The sequence below is a fragment of the Burkholderia sp. COPS genome, assembly GCF_019425585.1.
In the GTDB taxonomy this organism is placed as follows: Bacteria; Pseudomonadota; Gammaproteobacteria; order Burkholderiales; family Burkholderiaceae; genus Burkholderia; species Burkholderia cepacia.
In genome coordinates this window covers 72,841-91,237 of record NZ_WIXR01000010.1, presented here as the reverse complement: position 1 = coordinate 91,237, position 18,397 = coordinate 72,841, and the positions used below count along the sequence as shown (strand labels likewise).

Annotated in this window: 15 protein-coding genes and 4 tRNA genes; 6 read left to right on the top strand and 13 right to left on the bottom strand. The window is 65.9% G+C overall.

The window, feature by feature from the left end:
* Positions 1-15 precede the first annotated feature (15 nt).
* From FOZ70_RS08770 to FOZ70_RS08745, 6 genes are all read right to left on the bottom strand, one after another.
* Positions 16-1,569, bottom strand: a complete 1,554-nt coding sequence (locus FOZ70_RS08770) for a sugar ABC transporter ATP-binding protein (protein ID WP_219705571.1) — start codon at positions 1,567-1,569, stop codon at positions 16-18.
* On the bottom strand, positions 1,556-2,803 hold the full coding sequence (locus FOZ70_RS08765) for an ROK family protein (RefSeq protein ID WP_048020803.1): 1,248 nt from the start codon (positions 2,801-2,803) through the stop codon (positions 1,556-1,558). Before FOZ70_RS08765 ends, FOZ70_RS08770 begins: the two co-directional genes overlap by 14 nt.
* 526 nt (positions 2,804-3,329) lie before the next feature.
* A tRNA-Leu gene (locus FOZ70_RS08760) sits at positions 3,330-3,416 on the bottom strand.
* Positions 3,417-3,827: 411 nt separating this feature from the next.
* A tRNA-Leu gene (locus FOZ70_RS08755) sits at positions 3,828-3,914 on the bottom strand.
* Between the two features lie 109 nt (positions 3,915-4,023).
* Entirely contained in the window at positions 4,024-5,013 is a 990-nt protein-coding gene (locus FOZ70_RS08750) for an aliphatic sulfonate ABC transporter substrate-binding protein (protein ID WP_219705568.1), read from the bottom strand.
* A 337-nt stretch (positions 5,014-5,350) separates the two neighbouring features.
* Positions 5,351-5,437, bottom strand: a tRNA-Leu gene (locus FOZ70_RS08745).
* A 250-nt stretch (positions 5,438-5,687) separates the two neighbouring features.
* Between FOZ70_RS08745 and rnr the strand changes: the two genes are divergently transcribed.
* From rnr to FOZ70_RS08715, 6 genes are all read left to right on the top strand, one after another.
* The gene (gene rnr, locus FOZ70_RS08740) at positions 5,688-8,177 is read left to right on the top strand and encodes a ribonuclease R (protein WP_059484518.1); all 2,490 of its coding nucleotides are present in this window, start codon (positions 5,688-5,690) and stop codon (positions 8,175-8,177) included.
* Between the two features lie 149 nt (positions 8,178-8,326).
* A complete protein-coding gene (gene rlmB / locus FOZ70_RS08735) occupies positions 8,327-9,070 on the top strand; it encodes a 23S rRNA (guanosine(2251)-2'-O)-methyltransferase RlmB (RefSeq protein WP_021161555.1) in 744 nt (247 codons plus the stop codon).
* 97 nt (positions 9,071-9,167) lie between these two features.
* Positions 9,168-10,040 (top strand): N-acetylmuramoyl-L-alanine amidase, encoded by an 873-nt coding sequence (locus FOZ70_RS08730; RefSeq protein ID WP_219705565.1) that lies wholly within the window; start codon positions 9,168-9,170, stop codon positions 10,038-10,040.
* A gap of 91 nt (positions 10,041-10,131) precedes the next feature.
* On the top strand, positions 10,132-10,827 hold the full coding sequence (rpiA, locus tag FOZ70_RS08725) for a ribose-5-phosphate isomerase RpiA (protein WP_027787641.1): 696 nt from the start codon (positions 10,132-10,134) through the stop codon (positions 10,825-10,827).
* A 279-nt stretch (positions 10,828-11,106) separates the two neighbouring features.
* Positions 11,107-11,823, top strand: a complete 717-nt coding sequence (locus tag FOZ70_RS08720) for an FCD domain-containing protein (RefSeq protein WP_021161556.1) — start codon at positions 11,107-11,109, stop codon at positions 11,821-11,823.
* A 101-nt stretch (positions 11,824-11,924) separates the two neighbouring features.
* The gene (locus FOZ70_RS08715) at positions 11,925-12,911 is read left to right on the top strand and encodes a Gfo/Idh/MocA family oxidoreductase (protein ID WP_059484520.1); all 987 of its coding nucleotides are present in this window, start codon (positions 11,925-11,927) and stop codon (positions 12,909-12,911) included.
* 52 nt (positions 12,912-12,963) lie between these two features.
* Here the strand turns inward: FOZ70_RS08715 and FOZ70_RS08710 are convergent, their stop codons facing one another.
* From FOZ70_RS08710 to FOZ70_RS08680, 7 genes are all read right to left on the bottom strand, one after another.
* Positions 12,964-13,656, bottom strand: a complete 693-nt coding sequence (locus FOZ70_RS08710) for an amino acid ABC transporter permease (RefSeq protein ID WP_039358850.1) — start codon at positions 13,654-13,656, stop codon at positions 12,964-12,966.
* A 122-nt stretch (positions 13,657-13,778) separates the two neighbouring features.
* Complete coding sequence (locus FOZ70_RS08705; RefSeq protein WP_021161558.1) at positions 13,779-14,573, bottom strand: cystine ABC transporter substrate-binding protein; 795 nt, start codon at positions 14,571-14,573, stop codon at positions 13,779-13,781.
* A gap of 101 nt (positions 14,574-14,674) precedes the next feature.
* Positions 14,675-15,712, bottom strand: coding sequence for a quinone-dependent dihydroorotate dehydrogenase (locus FOZ70_RS08700; protein ID WP_021161559.1), 1,038 nt, complete (start codon positions 15,710-15,712; stop codon positions 14,675-14,677).
* 98 nt (positions 15,713-15,810) lie between these two features.
* Complete coding sequence (locus tag FOZ70_RS08695; RefSeq protein WP_048020690.1) at positions 15,811-16,641, bottom strand: arginyltransferase; 831 nt, start codon at positions 16,639-16,641, stop codon at positions 15,811-15,813.
* Positions 16,642-16,674: 33 nt separating this feature from the next.
* Positions 16,675-17,439: a leucyl/phenylalanyl-tRNA--protein transferase gene (aat, locus tag FOZ70_RS08690; protein ID WP_021161561.1), complete on the bottom strand. Its 765-nt coding sequence runs from the start codon at positions 17,437-17,439 to the stop codon at positions 16,675-16,677.
* Positions 17,440-17,450: 11 nt separating this feature from the next.
* Positions 17,451-17,996, bottom strand: a complete 546-nt coding sequence (locus FOZ70_RS08685; protein WP_021161562.1) for an NUDIX hydrolase — start codon at positions 17,994-17,996, stop codon at positions 17,451-17,453.
* A gap of 183 nt (positions 17,997-18,179) precedes the next feature.
* Positions 18,180-18,256 (bottom strand) — tRNA-Met (locus FOZ70_RS08680).
* Between the last annotated feature and the right edge of the window lie 141 nt (positions 18,257-18,397).

Genomic DNA, 18,397 nt, shown 5'->3' with positions numbered 1-18,397 from the left:
ACTGAAAGGGCGGGCTCAGTGCACGTCGGCGAGTTCGGCCTGCGAGCCGGTGGCGAGCGCGATGATGGCTTCCTGCGTGATGGGCGTATGCGTGTGGCCGCCGAGTTCGCCCGCGATTTCGCCTTCGCGCATCACGAGCACCCGGTCGGCGACGCCGATGATCTCCGGCAGTTCGCTCGAGATCATGATCACACCCACGCCGGCTCGGGCCAGTTCGTTGATGATCCGGTAGATCTCGGATTTCGCGCCGATGTCGACGCCGCGCGTCGGTTCGTCGAGGATCAGCACGCGCGGCTTCGTCTCGAGCAGGCGCGACAGCAGCACTTTCTGCTGGTTGCCGCCTGACAGCGCGCCGACGTTGACGTTCGCGTGGGGAACGCGGATCGACAGCGATGCAATCGCGTCGCGTGCACGTTCGGCGCCGCGCGCGAGGTCGAGCGCACCGAGCCGCGCATCGCGGTTGCAGACCGAGATGTTGATGTTGTCGCGTACGCTCATGTCGAGGAACAGGCCCTGGCGCTTGCGGTCTTCGGTCAGGTAGACGAGCCCGGCGTCGATCGCGTCGCGCGGCGAGTGCGCGCCGAACGTGCGTTCGCCCACCTTCACGTTGCCGCGCACGCGCGGTTCCGCGCCGAAGATCAGCCGCGCGAGCTCGGTGCGGCCGGCGCCGACGAGCCCCGCGATGCCGAGCACTTCGCCGGCGTGCAGGTCGAGGCTGCAGCCGCGCACGCGCGCGCCGTCGGCGATGTCGCGTACCGACAGCAGCAGGTGGCCGGGGTCGTACGGCGCGTGTTCCTTCTTGTAAAAGCCGGAGATGTCGCGGCCGACCATCATCGAGACAAGACGCTCGGCCGACAGCGACGCGCGCTCGAGCGTGCCGACATACGTGCCGTCGCGCAGCACCGACACACGATCGGACAACTCGTAGATCTCCGCCATCCGGTGGCTGATGTAGATGATCGCGAGACCTTCCTCGCGCAACTGGCGGATCAGGCGGAACAGGTGTTCGGTCTCGCGCGACGACAGCGGCGTGGTCGGCTCGTCCATCACGAGGATGCGTGCGCGGGTGTGCACGGCGCGCGCGATCTCGACGAGCTGCTGTTCCGCGATCGACAGCGTGCCGACGAGCGTGTCGGGCCCGAACGATGCGCCCAGGCGCGCGAGCACGTCCTCGCAGCCGCGTGCCATTGCCGCGCGGTCGATCGTGCCCCAGCGCCGGTTGCCGCGCCGCAATTCGCGGCCGATATAAATGTTTTCCGCGACGCTCAGGTTCGGGGACAGGCACAGCTCCTGGTAGATCACCGCGACGCCAGCATCGCGCGCGGCAAGCGGGCCGTCGATGTCGATGCGTTCGCCGTCGATCAGGATCTCGCCGCCGGCGTCGGCGCGGTACGCGCCCGACAGGATCTTCATCAGCGTCGATTTGCCCGCGCCGTTTTCGCCCATCAGCGAGTGGATCTCGCCGGGATAGACGGTCAGGCTCACGTTGTCGAGCGCGCGCACGGCCGGGAACGTCTTGCTGATCCCGCGCATCTCGAGCAGCGGGCGAGGCGACTCAGATCGCGACATGGTTGACCTCCTGCGAATCGGTGCGGGCGCCCTTGAGGATGCCGGCCCGCGGGGAGAAGTTGAAATACATCGGCAGCGTGGCTGCGCCGATCGCGCCGGCGTCGGCGCCGAACGTGCCGCGCACGAGCACCGGCGTGCCGCGTGCTTCGGGCGCGGTGGCCACGAGCGCGGCCCGCAGGCGCGTTGTCACCGCGTCGAGCAGGCCTGCGTCGGTATCGGCGTCGAGCACGACCACTGGCGCATCGACCACACACAGCACCGCGCGCAACGCCGGGGCGAGCGCGTCGACGCAATCGTCGATCCATTCGTCGACGGCGGGCAGGCCGCGAGCGATGCAGGCTTCGAGATCGGCCCGGTTGTCGACCGTCTCGCCGTGATGGCGCAGATGGCGCACGAGCGCATGCAGCGACGCACGCGCGAGCAGGATGTCCCACGGGCCACGCGGCGGCGGCGCGGAAGCGAGCCGGCTCGGCGGCACGGGAATCACGGCGATGTCGCCCGCGTTGCCGGTCACGCCGCGCAGGCAGTCGCCGTCGATCGCGATGCCGCCGCCGATCGCCGGCCCGATGAACAGATAGACGAAGTCGTCGCACTGCCGGCCGTATCCGTAGAACAGCTCGGCGATCGCGGCCGCGTTGCCGTCGTTCTCGCCGAATACCGGAAGCGACAGCATGCGACCGAGGTCGCTGGCGAAATCGACGTCTTCCCATGCGCGGAACGTGTCGGGTGCGAGACCGAGTTCGCGCATCCACGCGCCGAGGTTGTAGGGCTGCGCGACACCGATGCCGGTCAGGCGGGCGCGCTCGTGGTCGGGGAGCAGGGCCTGCATCGCTTCGATGTCATGGCGGACGATCTCGAGCACGTCGGCAGGCGGAGGCAGCAGCGTGTCGTGCGAGCGGCGACCGAGCACGTCGCCCGCGAAGTTGACGAGCGCCGTTTCGATGCGCATCCGGTCGAGATGGACGCCGATGCCGAACGCGCCGCGCGGGTCGAGGCGAATCAGCGAAGCCGGCTGACCGCGCTGGCCTTCGGTGCGGCCCGCGAATTCGATCAGCTTCGCGTCGGCGAGCGATGTGATGATGCTGCCGACCGCCGTGCCCGTCATGTTCGCGAGGCGGGCGAGATCGGCCTTTGACGCGCTGCCTGCGCGGCGCAGCGTCTTCAGCAGCAGGCGCTCGTTGTAACGGCGCACGTTGGCCGAGTTGCTGCCCTGGCCGAAGTGCGGGCTTCTCATGGCGTCTCCTTCCATGGCGCGCCGTGCAGCGGCGCATTAAATAAATCACGTTGATTTATTTAACCGCGTGAACGCCGGCATGTCAGCCTAGGGAAATCCCGGTTTGAGGTGGAGGGCGGGGATGGTAGCTCGGGGCGTCCGGAATCGGGGATGGATCGCGGAAGCCCGGTCGTTCAGGCGGAAGGTGGCGTGGGTGGTGGCATGAACCCGGGCAGTGGGTTGTCGCCGGACTCGCAGCATGCTGCCGCAGTTTGCTTGCGCTGGCGGTGCAAATCGAAGCGGCTGGGTCTGCTCGAGAAGATGAGGGGGAGGTTTTTCCGGAGCCGGAAATGAAAAAAGGCCGGCTAGAAGCCGACCTTTTTAAAAACAGATGGTGCCCAGGAGAGGACTCGGTCACACATGCGCGACCCCGGCTGCGCTTGCAAGCGCAGCCTTTCGAGTCCTCACGCAAAGCGCGCAGGCGCTTTGCTTCCTGGGCTTGAAATGAAAAAAGGCCGGCTAGAAGCCGACCTTTTTAAAAAACAGATGGTGCCCAGGAGAGGACTCGAACCTCCACGATGTTGCCACCGCTAGGACCTGAACCTAGTGCGTCTACCAATTCCGCCACCTGGGCACGTTTTGCAGTAGCTGCTTGCTGCAAAGAAGCGAAATTATAGCGCGTCTTTGGCAGCTGTCAACAGAATTTGAGGTCGCGAACGAAAATAATTTGACGGATTTGTTTGGGCATCGAGCGAGGTGCGCAAACGTCGCGGCGGGGCGACCCACGTGCATCGTCGAACACTTGTGATGGGCGGGTGCGCGCGGGCTGATCCCTTCCGGATGCCGGAAATGCAGGTGAGCCGACTGGAAGGAGCTTTTTCAGGAAGTGGAGGGTCAGGAGGGAGGGCTGGGTCGCACATGTGTAACCCGAGTCACGCATGCAAGCGTAGCCTTTCGAGTCCTCACGCAAAGCGCGCAGGCGCTTTGCTTCCTGGGCTTGAAATGAAAAAAGGCCGGCTAGAAGCCGACCTTTTCAAAAAACAGATGGTGCCCAGGAGAGGACTCGAACCTCCACGATGTTGCCACCGCTAGGACCTGAACCTAGTGCGTCTACCAATTCCGCCACCTGGGCACGTTTCGCTTGCTGCGATGCGAAGACCGCTATTCTAGCGTGTCTTCGCAGCCTGTCAACACAATTTCATTCGAAGCGATAAAAATATTGCCCCTCGCGCGACGGATTCTCACGCGCCGACCGGAATCGCGCGTTTCGCGTCGAAATTCCAGCGCTGCGCCTGACTCGTGTCGACTCGGGCCGGCAGCAGTCCCGCCGCGAGGAATGTGTCGGCGATCTTCTGCTGTTCGCCGAAGTTTTGTGCGACCACCGGGCGAACGAGATAACTGCGCCGCGCGTTCGCGCGCGCGATCGTCGCCGCGTCGAGTCCCCAGATCGGCGCGAGCGTATTCGCTGCGTCCTGCGGGTGGTCGCGCAGCCACGTGCCGGCCTGCGACAGCTGGTCGAACAGGATCTGGACGACGTCGGGCCGCGCAGTGGCGAAGCTGGTCGACGCGAGGTAGTAGCGCTGGTATGACGCGAGTCCGTTGCCGTCGGCGAGAATCCGTACGTCGGGATTGCGGTCGACCGATGCGACATAGGGATCCCACGTGATCCATGCGTCCACGCTGCCACGCTCGAACGCCGCGCGGCCGTCCGCGGGCGTCAGGTAGCGGATCGTCGCATCGGCCGGCCCGAGCTTCGCGCGTGCGAGTGCGGCAAGCAACAGGTAATGGCTGCCGGCCGCCTTCGTGACCGCAATGCGCGTGCCCTTGAGATCGGCTAGCGTACGCAGTGTGCTGTCCTGCTTGACGATGATCGCCTGCGCTTTCGGCGAAGGCGCTTCCTGTGCGACGTACACGAAACGCGCACGAGCAGCTTGTGCGAAGACCGGGACCGTATCGGCCACGTCGGCGCTGAAATCGACGGCGCCGATGTTGAGTGCCTCCGTCAGCGGCAATCCGCTCGCGAATTCATGCCACGACACGCGCAAGCCGAGCGGCGCCAGCGCCTGCTCGAGCGCGCCGCGCGTCTTGAGCAACGTGATGAGTGTCGACGACTTCTGGTAGCCGATGCGCAGCACATCGGGTGCGTTCTCGGCGCGCGCTCGGACGCCGGCGGCAGTGAGGCCTGCGGCCAGCATCGCGCGCGCGAATGCGCGGCGGTTCATCGGCGTCATGGATCGTGCTCCTTGTCTGGTTCGTTGCATTGAAGCGAGCCGGCTAACGTACCAACAGGGCGAGCGGACGATAACCGATAAATTCTGCTATCGATCCTGCTGGCGGGCATAAGGGCGGGGCGCCTGTGATTGCGGCGCGTCCATGCTTATGCGGTCGAAATGGAAAAGGCCGGCAGAAGCCGACCTTTTCAAAAAACAGATGATGCCCAGGAGAGGACTCGGTCACACATGTGCGACCCCGGCTGCGCTTGCAAGCGCAGCCTTTCGAGTCCTCACGCAAAGCGCTGGGCTGGAAATGAAAAAAGGCCGGCTAGAAGCCGACCTTTTTAAAAACAGATGGTGCCCAGGAGAGGACTCGAACCTCCACGATGTTGCCACCGCTAGGACCTGAACCTAGTGCGTCTACCAATTCCGCCACCTGGGCACGTTTTGCAGTAGCTGCTTGCTGCAAAGAAGCGAAATTATAGCGCCCCAATTAATCGTGTCAACACTTTTTTGCGATGCACTGCAAACCGGGCTCCGCCGCGCCTGCCGGCGGCATTCCCCGTCATTTGGCGACACAGGCGGGTGATAGAATGACCCGCCGCCGTCAATATAGAACTGTCTGGAGGACACCTCTATGTTGATGCCGTGCACCATCAGTCAACGCAACGAGAACAATCATCGACAAACCCTTGAGCAAATATCCGTACCCCATTCCGAGCCGTGAAGAAATTCTCGGCGTGCTGCGTACGAGCGACGCGCCGCTGGCCGCCAACGACATCGCCGAAGCACTGTCGATCAAGCGTCAGGAGCGCGAGGGGTTCTTCCGGCGTGTCGCCGCGATGGAGCGCGACGGCCAGATCCGCCTCGACAAGCGCGGCCACTACCAGTTGACCCATCCGTCGAACTTCGTCGCCGGGCGCGTGCAAGGGCATCGCGACGGCTACGGGTTCGTGATCCGCGACGACGGCCAGGACGACCTGTTCCTGCCGAACGGCGAAATGCAGAAGGTGATGCACAACGATCGCGTGCTCGCGCGCATCGTCGGCTACGATCGCCGCGGCCGCCCGGAAGGGCACGTCGTCGAAGTCACCGAGCGCGCGAACAAGCGCGTGATCGGCCGCCTGCTCAACGAGAACGGCGCGCTGATCGTCGCACCGGAAGACAAGCGCATCGGCCACGACATCCTGATCACGCAGAACGTGAAGAAGGCGAAGGTCGGGCAGGTCGTCGTCGTCGAGCTGACCGATTTCCCGAGCCGCCATTCGCAGCCGCTCGGCCGTGTCGTCGAGGTGCTCGGCGACATCGACGATCCGGGCATGGAAATCGAAATCGCGGTGCGCAAGTACGGCGTGCCGCACGAATTCAGCCAGCCGGCGCTCGACGAAGCCGCCGCGCTGCCCGACAAGGTGCGGCCGACCGACCTGCGTTTCCGCGTCGACCTGCGCGACGTGCCGCTCGTGACGATCGACGGCGAGGACGCACGCGACTTCGACGATGCCGTCTACTGCGAGCCGGTGAAGGTCGGCCGCGGCGACGGCTACCGGCTGATCGTCGCGATCGCCGACGTGTCGCATTACGTACAGCCTGGGAGCGCGCTCGATGCCGACGCGCTCGAGCGCAGCACGTCGGTCTACTTCCCGCGCCGCGTGATTCCGATGCTGCCGGAGAAGCTGTCGAACGGCCTGTGCTCGTTGAATCCGCAGGTCGACCGTTGCGTGCTCGCGTGCGACATGGTGATCACCGGGCGCGGCGAGATCAAGGCGTACCAGTTCTACCCGGCCGTCATCCATTCGGCTGCGCGCCTCACGTACACCGAAGTCGCAGCCGTGCTGTCGAACACGAAGGGGCCGGAGGCCGCGCGCCGCGCGGATCTGCTGCCGCACCTGCAGGATCTGTACGGCGTCTACAAGTCGCTGTTCGCCGCGCGGCAGAAGCGCGGCGCGATCGACTTCGACACGACCGAGACCTACATCGTCTGCAACTCGCAGGGCAAGATCGAGCAGATCGTGCCGCGCCAGCGTAACGACGCGCACAAGCTGATCGAGGAATGCATGCTGGCCGCAAACGTCTGCGCGGCCGATTTCCTGAAGCGCAACAAGCATCCGGGCCTGTACCGCGTGCACGCGGGACCGACGCCGGAGAAGCTCGAGAACCTGCGTGCGTTCCTGCGCGGCATGGGCCTGTCGCTCGGCGGCGGCGACAAGCCGCATGCGAGCGACTACGCGGCGCTGATGGCGCAGATCCGCGACCGGCCCGATGCACAGATGCTGCAGCCTATGCTGCTGCGCTCGATGCAGCAGGCCGTCTACAGCCCGGACAACATCGGTCACTTCGGCCTGGCCTACGAGGCGTACGCGCACTTCACGAGCCCGATCCGCCGTTATCCGGACCTGCTCACGCACCGCGCGATCTACGCGATCCTGTCCGGCAAGAAATACGTGCCGAAGGCGCCGGACGGCTTCGAGCTGAACACCGCGCTGTCACCGCGCGCCCGTGCGATGCAGCAGGCCGACGATGAAACGCGCGGCCGCTCGCGCTCGAATACGGCGATCTGGGAAGAACTCGGCCTGCACTGCTCGGCGAACGAGCGCCGCGCGGACGAAGCGTCGCGCGACGTCGAGGCCTGGCTCAAGTGCTACTTCATGCGCGACAAGCTCGGCGAGGAGTACGGCGGGATGGTGAACGGCGTCACGTCGTTCGGCATCTTCGTGCAGCTCGACACGCTTTTCATCGAAGGGCTCGTGCACGTCACCGAACTCGGCTCGGACTACTTCCAGTACGACGAAATCAAGAACGAGCTGCGCGGCGAACGGACGGGCATCCGCTATCGTCTGTCGGATCGCGTGCGCGTACAGGTGAGCCGTGTCGATCTCGACGCGCGCAAGATCGACTTCCGCCTCGTGCGCGATACGCCGGTGAAGGCGCCGCGTCCGTCGCCCGCGCCGGCTTCGGCTGGCGGCGGTATCGACCGTAACGGCCCGCGTGTCCGTGCTCTGCCGCAGGCGGAAGAACCCGCGCCGCGCCGCAAGAAGGCCGCGAGCGCGCCGAGCGTCGCGGTGAAGGACGCGCGCGCCGCGCGTGCCGCCGCGAAGAAGAAGGGCGGTAGTGCCGGCAACGGCGGCGGCGGTGCGGCGGCGAAGCCGACCGCGAAGAAGACCCGCGCCCGCAAGAAGTATTGAGCGTTCGGGGCGGCGCCATGCGCACGCCCCGCAGTATCGAGAGACGCCGCGTCACCGGTCATCGGCCGGCAACGCGGCGCTTTCCTTTTCCATGGATCGCGGCTGCGCGCGTCGCGCGGCCGCACGTTTGATCGAAGGTTGTTCCAGTCATGTCACGTCTGAAGGTTCTTTACGGTTTTCATGCGGTGACCGCACGTTTGCGGCACGATGCATCGACGGTTGCGGAGGTGCTGTACGACCAGACGCGCCGCGACCGCCGCATGCAGGACTTCCTGCACGCCGCGAAGGAAGCGGGCGTGCGGCTGATCGCGGCCGATGAAACGCGCCTGTGGGGCCTCGCACATACCGAGCGCCACCAGGGCGTCGTCGCGCGTGTCGAGGACATCCCGCTCGCGCAGAACCTGTCCGAGCTGCTCGACGGCATCCAGGGCCCCGCGCTGCTGCTGGTGCTCGACGGCGTCACCGATCCGCACAACCTCGGCGCATGCCTGCGTGTCGCCGATTCGGCCGGCGCGCACGCGGTGATCGCGCCGCGCGACCGTGCGGTCGGCCTGAACGCGACCGCCGCCAAGGTGGCGAGCGGCGCGGCCGATACGGTGCCGTACATCACGGTGACGAACCTCGCCCGTGCGCTGCGCGAGCTGAAGGACGCCGGCGTGTGGGTCATCGGCACGTCGGACGAAGCCTCGGCAACGCTCTACGAAACGAAGCTCGACGGCCCCGTCGCGCTCGTGATGGGCGCGGAAGGCGAAGGCATGCGCCGGCTCACGCGCGACACCTGCGACGAAGTGATGAGCATTCCGATGGCCGGCAGCGTCGAAAGCCTGAACGTGTCGGTCGCAAGCGGCGTGTGCCTGTACGAAGCCGTGCGCCAGCGGCGCGTGAAAGGCTGACGCAGCCCGTCCCGCGCGGCTTGCGCGGGCCTCGAATGACCCGAACGACGCGTGCCGCGATCCGGTGCGGCACGCGGCCCTCCGGAGCGCGCGACCGATGACCCTGTTCCGCATAGGCGCATCCTGCGCCGTGCTGTGCCTGCTGGCTGCCTGCACGTCGCCGACGCTCGTCGAACGCGGCACCTACTATGCCGACACGAGCCTGCACGCGCGCGGTGCCGATTCGCGGATCCGCTTTCTCGTGATGCATTACACCGAAAGCGACGAGGCGAAATCGCTGCGCACGCTGACGGGCGATTCGGTCAGCGTGCATTACGTGATCCCGCCTCAGCCGCGCATCGAGCGCGGGCTGCCCGTCGTCTACCAGCTCGTTCCGGAATCGGAGCGCGCATGGCACGCGGGCGTCAGCGAGTGGCAGGGCACGACCGAGCTGAACGCGGTGTCGATCGGCATCGAGAACGTGAACCGCGGCCCGCTCGATCCGCAGAACCGCACCTGGCAGCCGTATCCGCCCGAGCAGGTCGCCGCACTGACCCGGATGTCGAAGGACATCGTCGCGCGCTACGCGATTCCTCCGACGCGCGTGGTCGGGCACAGCGACATCGCGCCACAACGCAAGATCGATCCGGGGCCGCTGTTCCCGTGGCATGCGTTGGCGCAGGCCGGTGTCGGTGCGTGGCCGGACGCCGCGACCGTGGCGGCGCGGCTCGCCGGTCGTGATCCGCATGCGCCGGTCGATGTGCGCGAACTGCAGCTCAAGCTCGCGCGCTACGGCTACGACGTGGCCACCGACGGCGTGCTCGACGAACGTACGCGACGCGTGTTCGCGGCGTTTCAGATGCATTTCAGGCCGGCCGACTACGCGGGTAATCCGGACGCCGAAACCGATGCGATCGCGCAGGCGTTGCTCGACAAGTACTTCGCCGGCACGCAACCCGCGGACCATGCGCCCGCGGCAGGTGAGCCCTGAACCCGCGGCGCACCGCACGCCGAAAAACGCGGGCCGTCATCCGACTCCGGTAAACTGGCGGTTTTCCGCAATCCCGCAGCTTTACCACTCCATGACTCAAGACGAACTCAAACGCCTCGTCGGCCAGGCCGCCGCCGACTACGTGATCCAGAACGTGCCGGAAGGTGCCGTGATCGGCGTCGGCACCGGCTCGACCGCCAACTGCTTCATCGACGCGCTCGCCGTCGTCAAGGCGCGCTATCGCGGCGCCGTGTCGAGCTCCGTCGCCACGACCGAACGCCTGAAATCGCACGGCATCAAGGTGTTCGACCTGAACGAGGTCGACTCGCTGCAGGTGTACGTCGATGGCGCCGACGAGATCGACGCGGGCGGCGCGATGATCAAGGGCGGCGGCGGTGCGCTCACGCGCGAGAAGATCGTCGCATCGGTGGCCGACACGTTCGTCTGCATCGCTGACGCCAGCAAGCGCGTGCCGGTGCTCGGCGCATTCCCGCTGCCGATCGAAGTCGTGCCGATGGCACGCACGGCGATCGGCCGGCGCGTGACCGCACTCGGCGGCGTCCCCGTGCTGCGCGTGACGAAGGACGGTGCGCCGTACATCACCGACAACGGTAACGAGATCATCGACGTGAAGGGGCTGCAGATCGCCGACCCGCGCGGCTTCGAAGCGCAGGTGAACGCATGGCCGGGCGTCGTGACGGTCGGCCTGTTCGCCGAGCGCGGCGCGAATCTGTGCTTGCTCGGCACGGAAAACGGCGTTGAAACGATCGTTTATTCGGCTAATTGAAAGATATGGAAAGCAGTCCGTAACGGTATGCCGTGTACCGTAATGAACTGAATGTTTAAATCTTGTGGAATTCGAGGCCCGGTAGGCGCAATGCGCTTCCCGGGCCTTATTTTTAGCCGTATAAATCACCCCGTCAAAAAGAGGGATAACCCTGTCAGGTGTTTACCAGATAGCGAAATGTCCTCGAACTCATCAACTTATAGATCATAAGAACAGTCGTAACCAGGGCCGGCGGAACTGCGGAGCAGGTGTTCGCAAATCGACGCACGGGGAGGTGTCATGGAGCAGGGCAAAGACCGGTCACTGGTCGCCAAAGTGATGGATGGGCTTGTCTCGGGTATCGTCGAAGACAAGTACGGCGGGATCTTGCCGCCGCAGGACGTGCTGTCGAAAGAGTTCGATGTGAGTCGCACCGTGATGCGGGAAGCGTTGTCGATGTTGCTTGCGCGCGACATGCTCGACGTGCGTCCGAAAGTCGGCACGCGCGTGCGTCCGATGCGCGACTGGCGCATGATCGACGAAGACGTGGTGAGCTGGCGCTTCCGGGCGAAACCCGATCCGCAGTTCATGCGCGACGTCATCGAATTCCGGATGCTGATCGAACCGCGCGCGACCGCGCAGGCGGCGGTGCGCGCAACGGCGGCGGACATCGCGGGCATCCGTGAAGCGTTCGATGCGTTCAAGGTGCTGCAGCCGGGCGACCCCGGCTATGACACGGCGGACGAGTTGCTGCACACGCGGATCGTCCAGGCGAGCGGTAACCAGTTCTTCCAGCAGATGGCGGCGATCGTACGCGGCGCGGTGCGCCTCGTGAATCCGCGTGTCGTGCAGAAGGAGGGCGCGCACGACGTCGTGGTGAAGGCGCATGCGCGTGTGGTCGACGCAATCGAGCGGCGCGACCCGCGCGAAGCCGAAGCCGCTTCGCTCGCGCTGATCGATTTCAGCGCCGACGAGATCTCGCGCGATTTCTCCGTCGACGTGCCCATGCGTGCCTGACGCGGCGCGTTTCGCTCATCCGTGTGCCGCCGGGCCGTTTATCATGACGTCCGGCCGGCAGCGTGCCGGCCACCGTCATACGACCGACACGGAAGATCAGGATGAACGACAACGACCATCGCCCGGTGCGCTTCGGCATCATCGGCGCAGGCAGCATTGCGCGCCGCTTCGCGCAAAGCCTCGCACATGTGCCGGGCGCCACGCTCGCCGGTGCCTGGGCCCGCCGCGCGGACGCCGCGGCAGCCTTTTGCGGCGCGCACGGCGGTTCGCCTGCCGCCAGCCTCGAAGCACTCCTCGCGAGCGATATCGACGCGGTCTACATCGCGACGCTCCATGACAGTCACGCGCAGTACACGCTGGCCGCGCTTGCCGCCGGCAAGGCCGTGCTGTGCGAAAAACCCGCGACGCTGAACGCGGCGCAGCTCGACACCGTGCTGCAAGCGGCACGCGACGCCGGGCGGCTTTTCATGGAGGCGATGAAGCCGCCGTTCTTCCCGCTGTACCGTCAGTTGCGCGCGCACCTGCAGGACGATCCGATCGGCGAGATCCGGCTCGTACGGGCAGGGTGCGCGTCATCGTCGGTACCCGGCGACCATTCCGTCTATCGCCTCGATCGCGCGGGCGGTGCGCTGCTCGATATCGGGATCTACGAGACCTTTCTCGCGGTCGACTGGCTCGGTGCGGCGCTCGACGTACAGACGCTCGGCCGCGTCGGCGCGACGGGTGTCGACCTGTTCGCGAGCCTGAACAGCGTGCATGCGCATGGCGGGATCGCACAACTTTTTTGCGGGCTCGACGTGATGGGGCGGGGCGACGCGCTGATCGCCGCAGCCGGCGGCCATGTGACGATTCACGAGAAGTGGTGGAACCCGGTGCGCGCGACGATCAGCTATGCGGACGGGCGCACCGTCGAACTCGACGCACCGGCTGAAGGCGGCGGATTGAACTACGAGACCGCGCACTTCTGCGACCTGCTGCGCGCGGGCAAGACCGAAAGCCCGATCATGACGCACGACCATTCGCGGCAGATGATCGCGATGACCGATGCCGCGCGAGCGGCGCTCGGCGTGCGCTATTCGGGCGAGTAAGCGGGAAGGAAGGCGCCGGGCGCGCGCGGGCGGCCCGGCGAACGGCCGGTGCTCAGTGCCGCGTCGGCAGCGACAGGCGTTTTTCGTACCAGCGCTGCACCCATTCGAGGACCTGGCACAGGATCCAGTACACGGCCGCGGCGGCGAGATAAAGCGGCAGCGGCTGATAGGTCGCCGCGATCACTTCCTGCGCACTGCGCAGCAGTTCGGTCACGGTGATCACGGACACGAGCGACGTGTCCTTGATCAGGCTGATCAGGCTGTTCGACAGGCTCGGCACCGCGATGCGCAGCGCCTGCGGACCGATCACGTAGCGCAGCGTTTGCCCCCACGACAGCCCGAGGCTGTACGCGGCGAGCCATTGGCCGCGCGCGATCCCGTTGATCGCGCCGCGCATGCTTTCCGACATGTACGCCGCGACGTTCGCGGACAGCGCGATGACGCCGGCGGGCGTCGGGTCGAGCGAGATGCCGAGGCTCGGCAGCCCGTAATAGATGACGAAGATCTGCACGAGCAGCGGCGTGCCGCGCATCAGGCTCACGTACGCGCGTGCCAGCCACGCGAGCGCGTTGACCCAGATGCGTTCGAAGCCGTCGAGCGCTTCGCTTTGCCGGATGCCCATCATCGCGAGCACGACGGCGCCAAGCAGGCCGAACACCATCGACAGCACGGCGAACTTGACGGTCAGCACGGCACCCTGGGCGAGCACCGGCAGCGATTGGACGAGCAGGGACGTTGTCGACATGGAATACGAATCGAATGCGTGCGCGAAAGCGCAATCATAAACCGGACGAACAAAACAAAGGGCGGCATCGTTACGGATGCCGCCCTTTCCGGCCCGCCGTCCGGCGGGAAATGCAGGCGTGCTTACTTGATCGGTTTCGTCACGTCGATGCCGAACCATTTGTCGGAGATCTTCGTGAACGTGCCGTCGGCCTCAAGTTGCGCCATCGCGTCGTCGATCGCCTTCTGGAACTTCGGGTTGCCCTTCTTGAACGGGATGCCCGACGGGTTCGCCGAGCCGACGTTCGCGCCCGGGCGCAGCGGCAGTTGCGAATTCTTCGTCAGGTACGCGAGCATCAGGCGGTCGTTGAGCGCGGCGTCGAGTCGGCCGGCCGCGAGATCGCGCAGGTACTCGGGCGCGCCCGGGTACGTCTTCACGTCGATGCCGGGCACCGACTTCGCCATGTCCATGTAGTTCGTGCCGAGCGCGACGCCGAGCTTCTTGCCCTTCAGGTCATCCAGCGACTTGAACTCGCGCGTATCGTCCTTGCGCTGGATCAGCTGCGCGGACGAAAACGTGTAAGGCGGCGAGAAGTCGAGCGTTTCCTTGCGCTTGTCGGTGATGCCGACCTGGTTGGAGATCACGTCGAACTTGCCGGCCTGCAGACCCGCAATGATGCCGCTCCATTCGGTCGTCACGAATTCCGCCTTCACGCCGAGCTTCGCGGCCACGGCTTTCGCGATGTCGACGTCGAAGCCGACGAGTTCGCCTTGCGGGTTCTTCGAGTTGAACGGCGGGAACGTGCCTTCGAGGCCGACCCGCAGCGTGCCGCGTTGTTTCACCTGGTCGAGGAGGTCGGCCGCATGCGCGGTGGCGGCAGCGAGCGACGTGCCGACCAGGCCGGCAACCAGCAGCTTCTTCAGCAGCGCAATCTTCATCGTGTGTTTCCTTGCCCTGTCCGGGTCATTGATTCTGGTAACGAGGGCCGATGATAGCAAAAATGCAATCGGCCTCTAAATACCGTTTGTTTATGCCTATATTACGCGGTGCGTTCGCGGGCGACGGCCTTCACGCATTCCGCGACGAGCGCGGGGCCGCGGTAGATGAAGCCGGTATAGAGCTGCACGAGCGCTGCGCCGGCCGCGAGCTTCGCACGGGCGTCCTCGCCCGAGAAAATGCCGCCGACGCCGATGATGGGCACTTCGCTGCCGACTTCGGCGTGCAGCTTGCGGATCACTTCGTTCGACGCGTCGAACACGGGGCGGCCCGACAGGCCGCCGGCTTCGTCCGCATGCGGCAGGCCCTGGACGGCCGCGCGCGACAGCGTCGTGTTGGTGGCGATGACCGCCTCGATCTTGTGGCGCAGCAACGTGTCGCCGATTTCCTTGACCTGTTCGTCGTCGAGATCGGGGGCGATCTTCAGCGCGAGCGGCACGAGCTTGCCGTGCAGGTCGGCGAGGCGCTGCTGCTTGTCCTTCAGCGCCGCGAGCAGCGCGTCGAGCTCGCCCGCGCCCTGCAGCTGGCGCAGGTTCTTCGTGTTCGGCGACGAGATGTTGATCGTTACGTAGCTCGCGAACGGGTACACGCGCTCGAGGCAGTACAGGTAATCCTCTGCGGCGCGCTCGATCGGCGTATCGGCGTTCTTGCCGATGTTCAGGCCGAGGATGCCCCGATAGCGGGCAGCCTGGACGTTCTTCACGAACTGGTCGACACCGTGATTGTTGAAGCCCATCCGGTTGATCAGTGCCTCGGCCTGCGGCAGGCGGAACATCCGCGGGCGCGGGTTGCCGGGCTGCGGGCGCGGCGTGACCGTACCGACCTCGATGAAGCCGAAGCCGAGTGCCGCAAGGCCGTCGATGGCCGCGCCGTCCTTGTCGAGGCCTGCCGCGAGGCCGACCGGGTTGCGGAACGTGAGCCCCATCACGGTGCGCGGCGCGTCGGGCACGCGGGCCGACAGCGCGCAGGCAAGGCCCGTGCGGCCGGCCGCGCCGAGCGCGCGCAGCGTGAGGTGGTGAGCGTCTTCCGCATCCATCTTGAACAGGGATGCGCGGGCCAGCGGATAAAGGGAACTGAACACGGGAATAGGGCGGACAGCCGGAATGGATGACAACCCGCTATTTTACCGGGAGTTGAGCGGCAGGGGCGCGCTTCGCGTCCTCGCCCCTGCAGCGCGCGTCAGCCCGAGCCGGAATGTCCGCCCGGCAATGGCGCGCGGGCCAGTGCCGCGTCGACGGGCGGCAGGTCGATCCGATCCGGATCGAGTATCTTCCAGCGGCCGTCGATCAGCCCTTCGAGCGGGTGGAAGTTCGCCTTGTAGGCCATCTTCGGGCTCTCGCGGATCCAGTATCCGAGATACACGTAGGGCAGGCCGAGGCTCCTGGCCTGCTCGATCTGCCACAGGATGTTGTAGGTGCCGTAACTCGTGTGCTGGTCGTCGGGCTCGAAGAACGTGTAAACGGACGACAGTCCGTCGCCGAGGATGTCGATCATGCTGACCATGCGCAGCCTGCCGGGCTCGCCGCCCGGTGTGTCGAGGTCGCGGAATTCGACGAGGCGCGAATTGATCCGGCTCTGCAGCAGGAATTGCTCGTACTGGTCGCGGCTGTCGCGATCCATGCCGCCGCCCGCGTGGCGTGCGGACTGGTAGCGCATGTAGAGCGCGTAGTGCTCTTCGTCGTAGTGCAGCGGCGAAACCGTCGCGACGAGCGTGCGGTGCCGCTTCCACATCCGGCGCTGCGTACGCGACGGCGCGAACGCGTCGACGGGGACGCGCACCGGCACGCAGGCACGGCAGCCGTCGCAGTACGGGCGGTATGTGAAGACGCCCGAACGCCGGAAGCCGGCCTTCACGAGCTCGGTATAGATGTCGGAATTGATCAGGTGGCTCGGCGTCGCGACTTGCGAGCGCGCGACGCGGCCGTCCAGATAGCTGCACGGATAGGGCGCCGTTGCATAGAATTGCAGCGCCGAAAGCGGTGAAAGCGGCAGCTCAGTCGGATGAGTCATGGGCAGCTCTCGTTGCAGGGAGGGAGTGCCGCGCTAGCGCTCGATTCCGGAGGGAGGCGCCGTTTCGGCGCGGCCCGTCAGCGCGGCGAGCACGCGCTTGTCGAACTGCCACGGAATCGGCGGTTCGGCTACCGCGCTGCGCACGTGAGCGACAAAGGCCTTGCGTGCGATCTCGCGGCCGCCGAGCGACGCTAGATGCGACGTATTCTGCTGGCAGTCTATCATTTCCAGCCCCTGCTCGCGAAGGTGCGCGACGAGCGTGGCCAGCGCGATTTTCGATGCGTCGGTCGCGTCCGCATACATCGACTCGCCGAAAAACATCCGCCCGAACGACACGCCGTACAGGCCGCCGACGCGTCGCCCGTCGTGCCAGGTCTCGATGCTGTGCGCGTTGCCGGACCGGTAGAGCGACGTGTATGCATCGATGATCTCGGCCGTGATCCACGTGCCGCGCTGCCCGCGGCGCGGCGCCTGCGCGCAGGCGCGCATCACGCCCGGAAAGTCGTGGTCGACGCGCACTTCCCATTCGGGTTCGCGCAGCACGCGCTTCAGCGTCTTGCGCAGCGAAGGCGACACCTTGAACTCGGCCGGCACGAGGATCATGCGCGGGTCAGGGCTCCACCACAGCACGGGCTGGCCGTCCGAATACCACGGGAAGATGCCGCGCAGGTATGCGTCGATGAGGCGCGACGGCAGCAGGTCGGCGCTCGCGGCGAGCAGCCCCGGCGCGCCGGTCGCGGGGCCGAGCGCGCGTTCGATGGGCGGAAACGGATCGTCCGGGCCGAGCCAGGGGACCATGGGGCGAGGGCTCAGCCGTTGCGCAGCGAGCGGAAGATATCGCCGGTGTGCACGCCGTAGTCGCCGGCGGCGCGATCGGCGAAGAAGAATCGCAGGGTCTGGCTGACGGTCGGGAACGCGATTTCGTCCCACGGGATGTCGGCTTCGTCGAACAGCTTCACTTCGAGGCTTTCCTCGCCGGCTTCGAATCCCGGATCGGTGAGCCGCGCGAGGTAGAACAGGTGGACCTGGTGCACGTGCGGCACGTTGAGCAGCGTGAACAGGTTCTGCACCTCGACGCGCGCACCGGCTTCCTCGAGCGTTTCGCGCGCGGCGGCTTCGGCCGTCGTCTCGCCCATTTCCATGAAGCCCGCGGGCAGCGTCCAGAACCCGTAGCGCGGTTCGATCGCGCGGCGGCACAGCAGGATCTGATCGCCCCAGACCGGGACCGTTCCGACGACGTTGCGCGGATTCTGGTAGTGGATCGTGCCGCAGTGATCGCAGACGAAGCGCTCGCGGTTGTCGCCCGGAGGAATGCGCGCGATGACTTCGTGACCGCAGACGGAGCAGAATTTCATGTCGAGTGGAAGGGACGAGGTGATGCGAGTGTATCACCGGGTCGCGGCATTCTTGAACGCCTGCGCATGCCGGCCGCGTGTCGCGCGAAGCGGAAGGTGCGGATGCGCGAAGAGGGGCGGGAAATGAGACGGGAAAACAAAAAGCCCGGCACGGAGCCGGGCTTTTTGCATGAATCTGGACGTTGGTTGCGGGGGTAGGATTTGAACCTACGACCTTCGGGTTATGAGCCCGACGAGCTGCCAGACTGCTCCACCCCGCGTCCGTCGAAGAAATGAATTATAAGGAGTTACCCGAACGGGTGCAAGCACTTTCTGACAATCGCGTGTCGTGTCTTGTAGGGACGGTACGTCGGGCGCGTGCGCTAGAATCGAACGGTTTGTTTCGCCTCTTCGCCAGCGAC

Excerpts from the sequence above, each read along its gene's own strand:
- FOZ70_RS08770 (WP_219705571.1), bottom strand. The coding sequence starts at position 1,569 with ATGTCGCGATCTGAGTCGCCTCGCCCGCTGCTCGAGATGCGCGGGATC.
- FOZ70_RS08765 (WP_048020803.1), bottom strand. The coding sequence starts at position 2,803 with ATGAGAAGCCCGCACTTCGGCCAGGGCAGCAACTCGGCCAACGTGCGC.
- FOZ70_RS08750 (WP_219705568.1), bottom strand. The coding sequence starts at position 5,013 with ATGACGCCGATGAACCGCCGCGCATTCGCGCGCGCGATGCTGGCCGCA.
- rlmB (WP_021161555.1), top strand. The coding sequence starts at position 8,327 with ATGTCACGTCTGAAGGTTCTTTACGGTTTTCATGCGGTGACCGCACGT.
- FOZ70_RS08730 (WP_219705565.1), top strand. The coding sequence starts at position 9,168 with ATGACCCTGTTCCGCATAGGCGCATCCTGCGCCGTGCTGTGCCTGCTG.
- rpiA (WP_027787641.1), top strand. The coding sequence starts at position 10,132 with ATGACTCAAGACGAACTCAAACGCCTCGTCGGCCAGGCCGCCGCCGAC.
- FOZ70_RS08720 (WP_021161556.1), top strand. The coding sequence starts at position 11,107 with ATGGAGCAGGGCAAAGACCGGTCACTGGTCGCCAAAGTGATGGATGGG.
- FOZ70_RS08715 (WP_059484520.1), top strand. The coding sequence starts at position 11,925 with ATGAACGACAACGACCATCGCCCGGTGCGCTTCGGCATCATCGGCGCA.
- FOZ70_RS08710 (WP_039358850.1), bottom strand. The coding sequence starts at position 13,656 with ATGTCGACAACGTCCCTGCTCGTCCAATCGCTGCCGGTGCTCGCCCAG.
- FOZ70_RS08705 (WP_021161558.1), bottom strand. The coding sequence starts at position 14,573 with ATGAAGATTGCGCTGCTGAAGAAGCTGCTGGTTGCCGGCCTGGTCGGC.
- FOZ70_RS08695 (WP_048020690.1), bottom strand. The coding sequence starts at position 16,641 with ATGACTCATCCGACTGAGCTGCCGCTTTCACCGCTTTCGGCGCTGCAA.
- aat (WP_021161561.1), bottom strand. The coding sequence starts at position 17,439 with ATGGTCCCCTGGCTCGGCCCGGACGATCCGTTTCCGCCCATCGAACGC.
- FOZ70_RS08685 (WP_021161562.1), bottom strand. The coding sequence starts at position 17,996 with ATGAAATTCTGCTCCGTCTGCGGTCACGAAGTCATCGCGCGCATTCCT.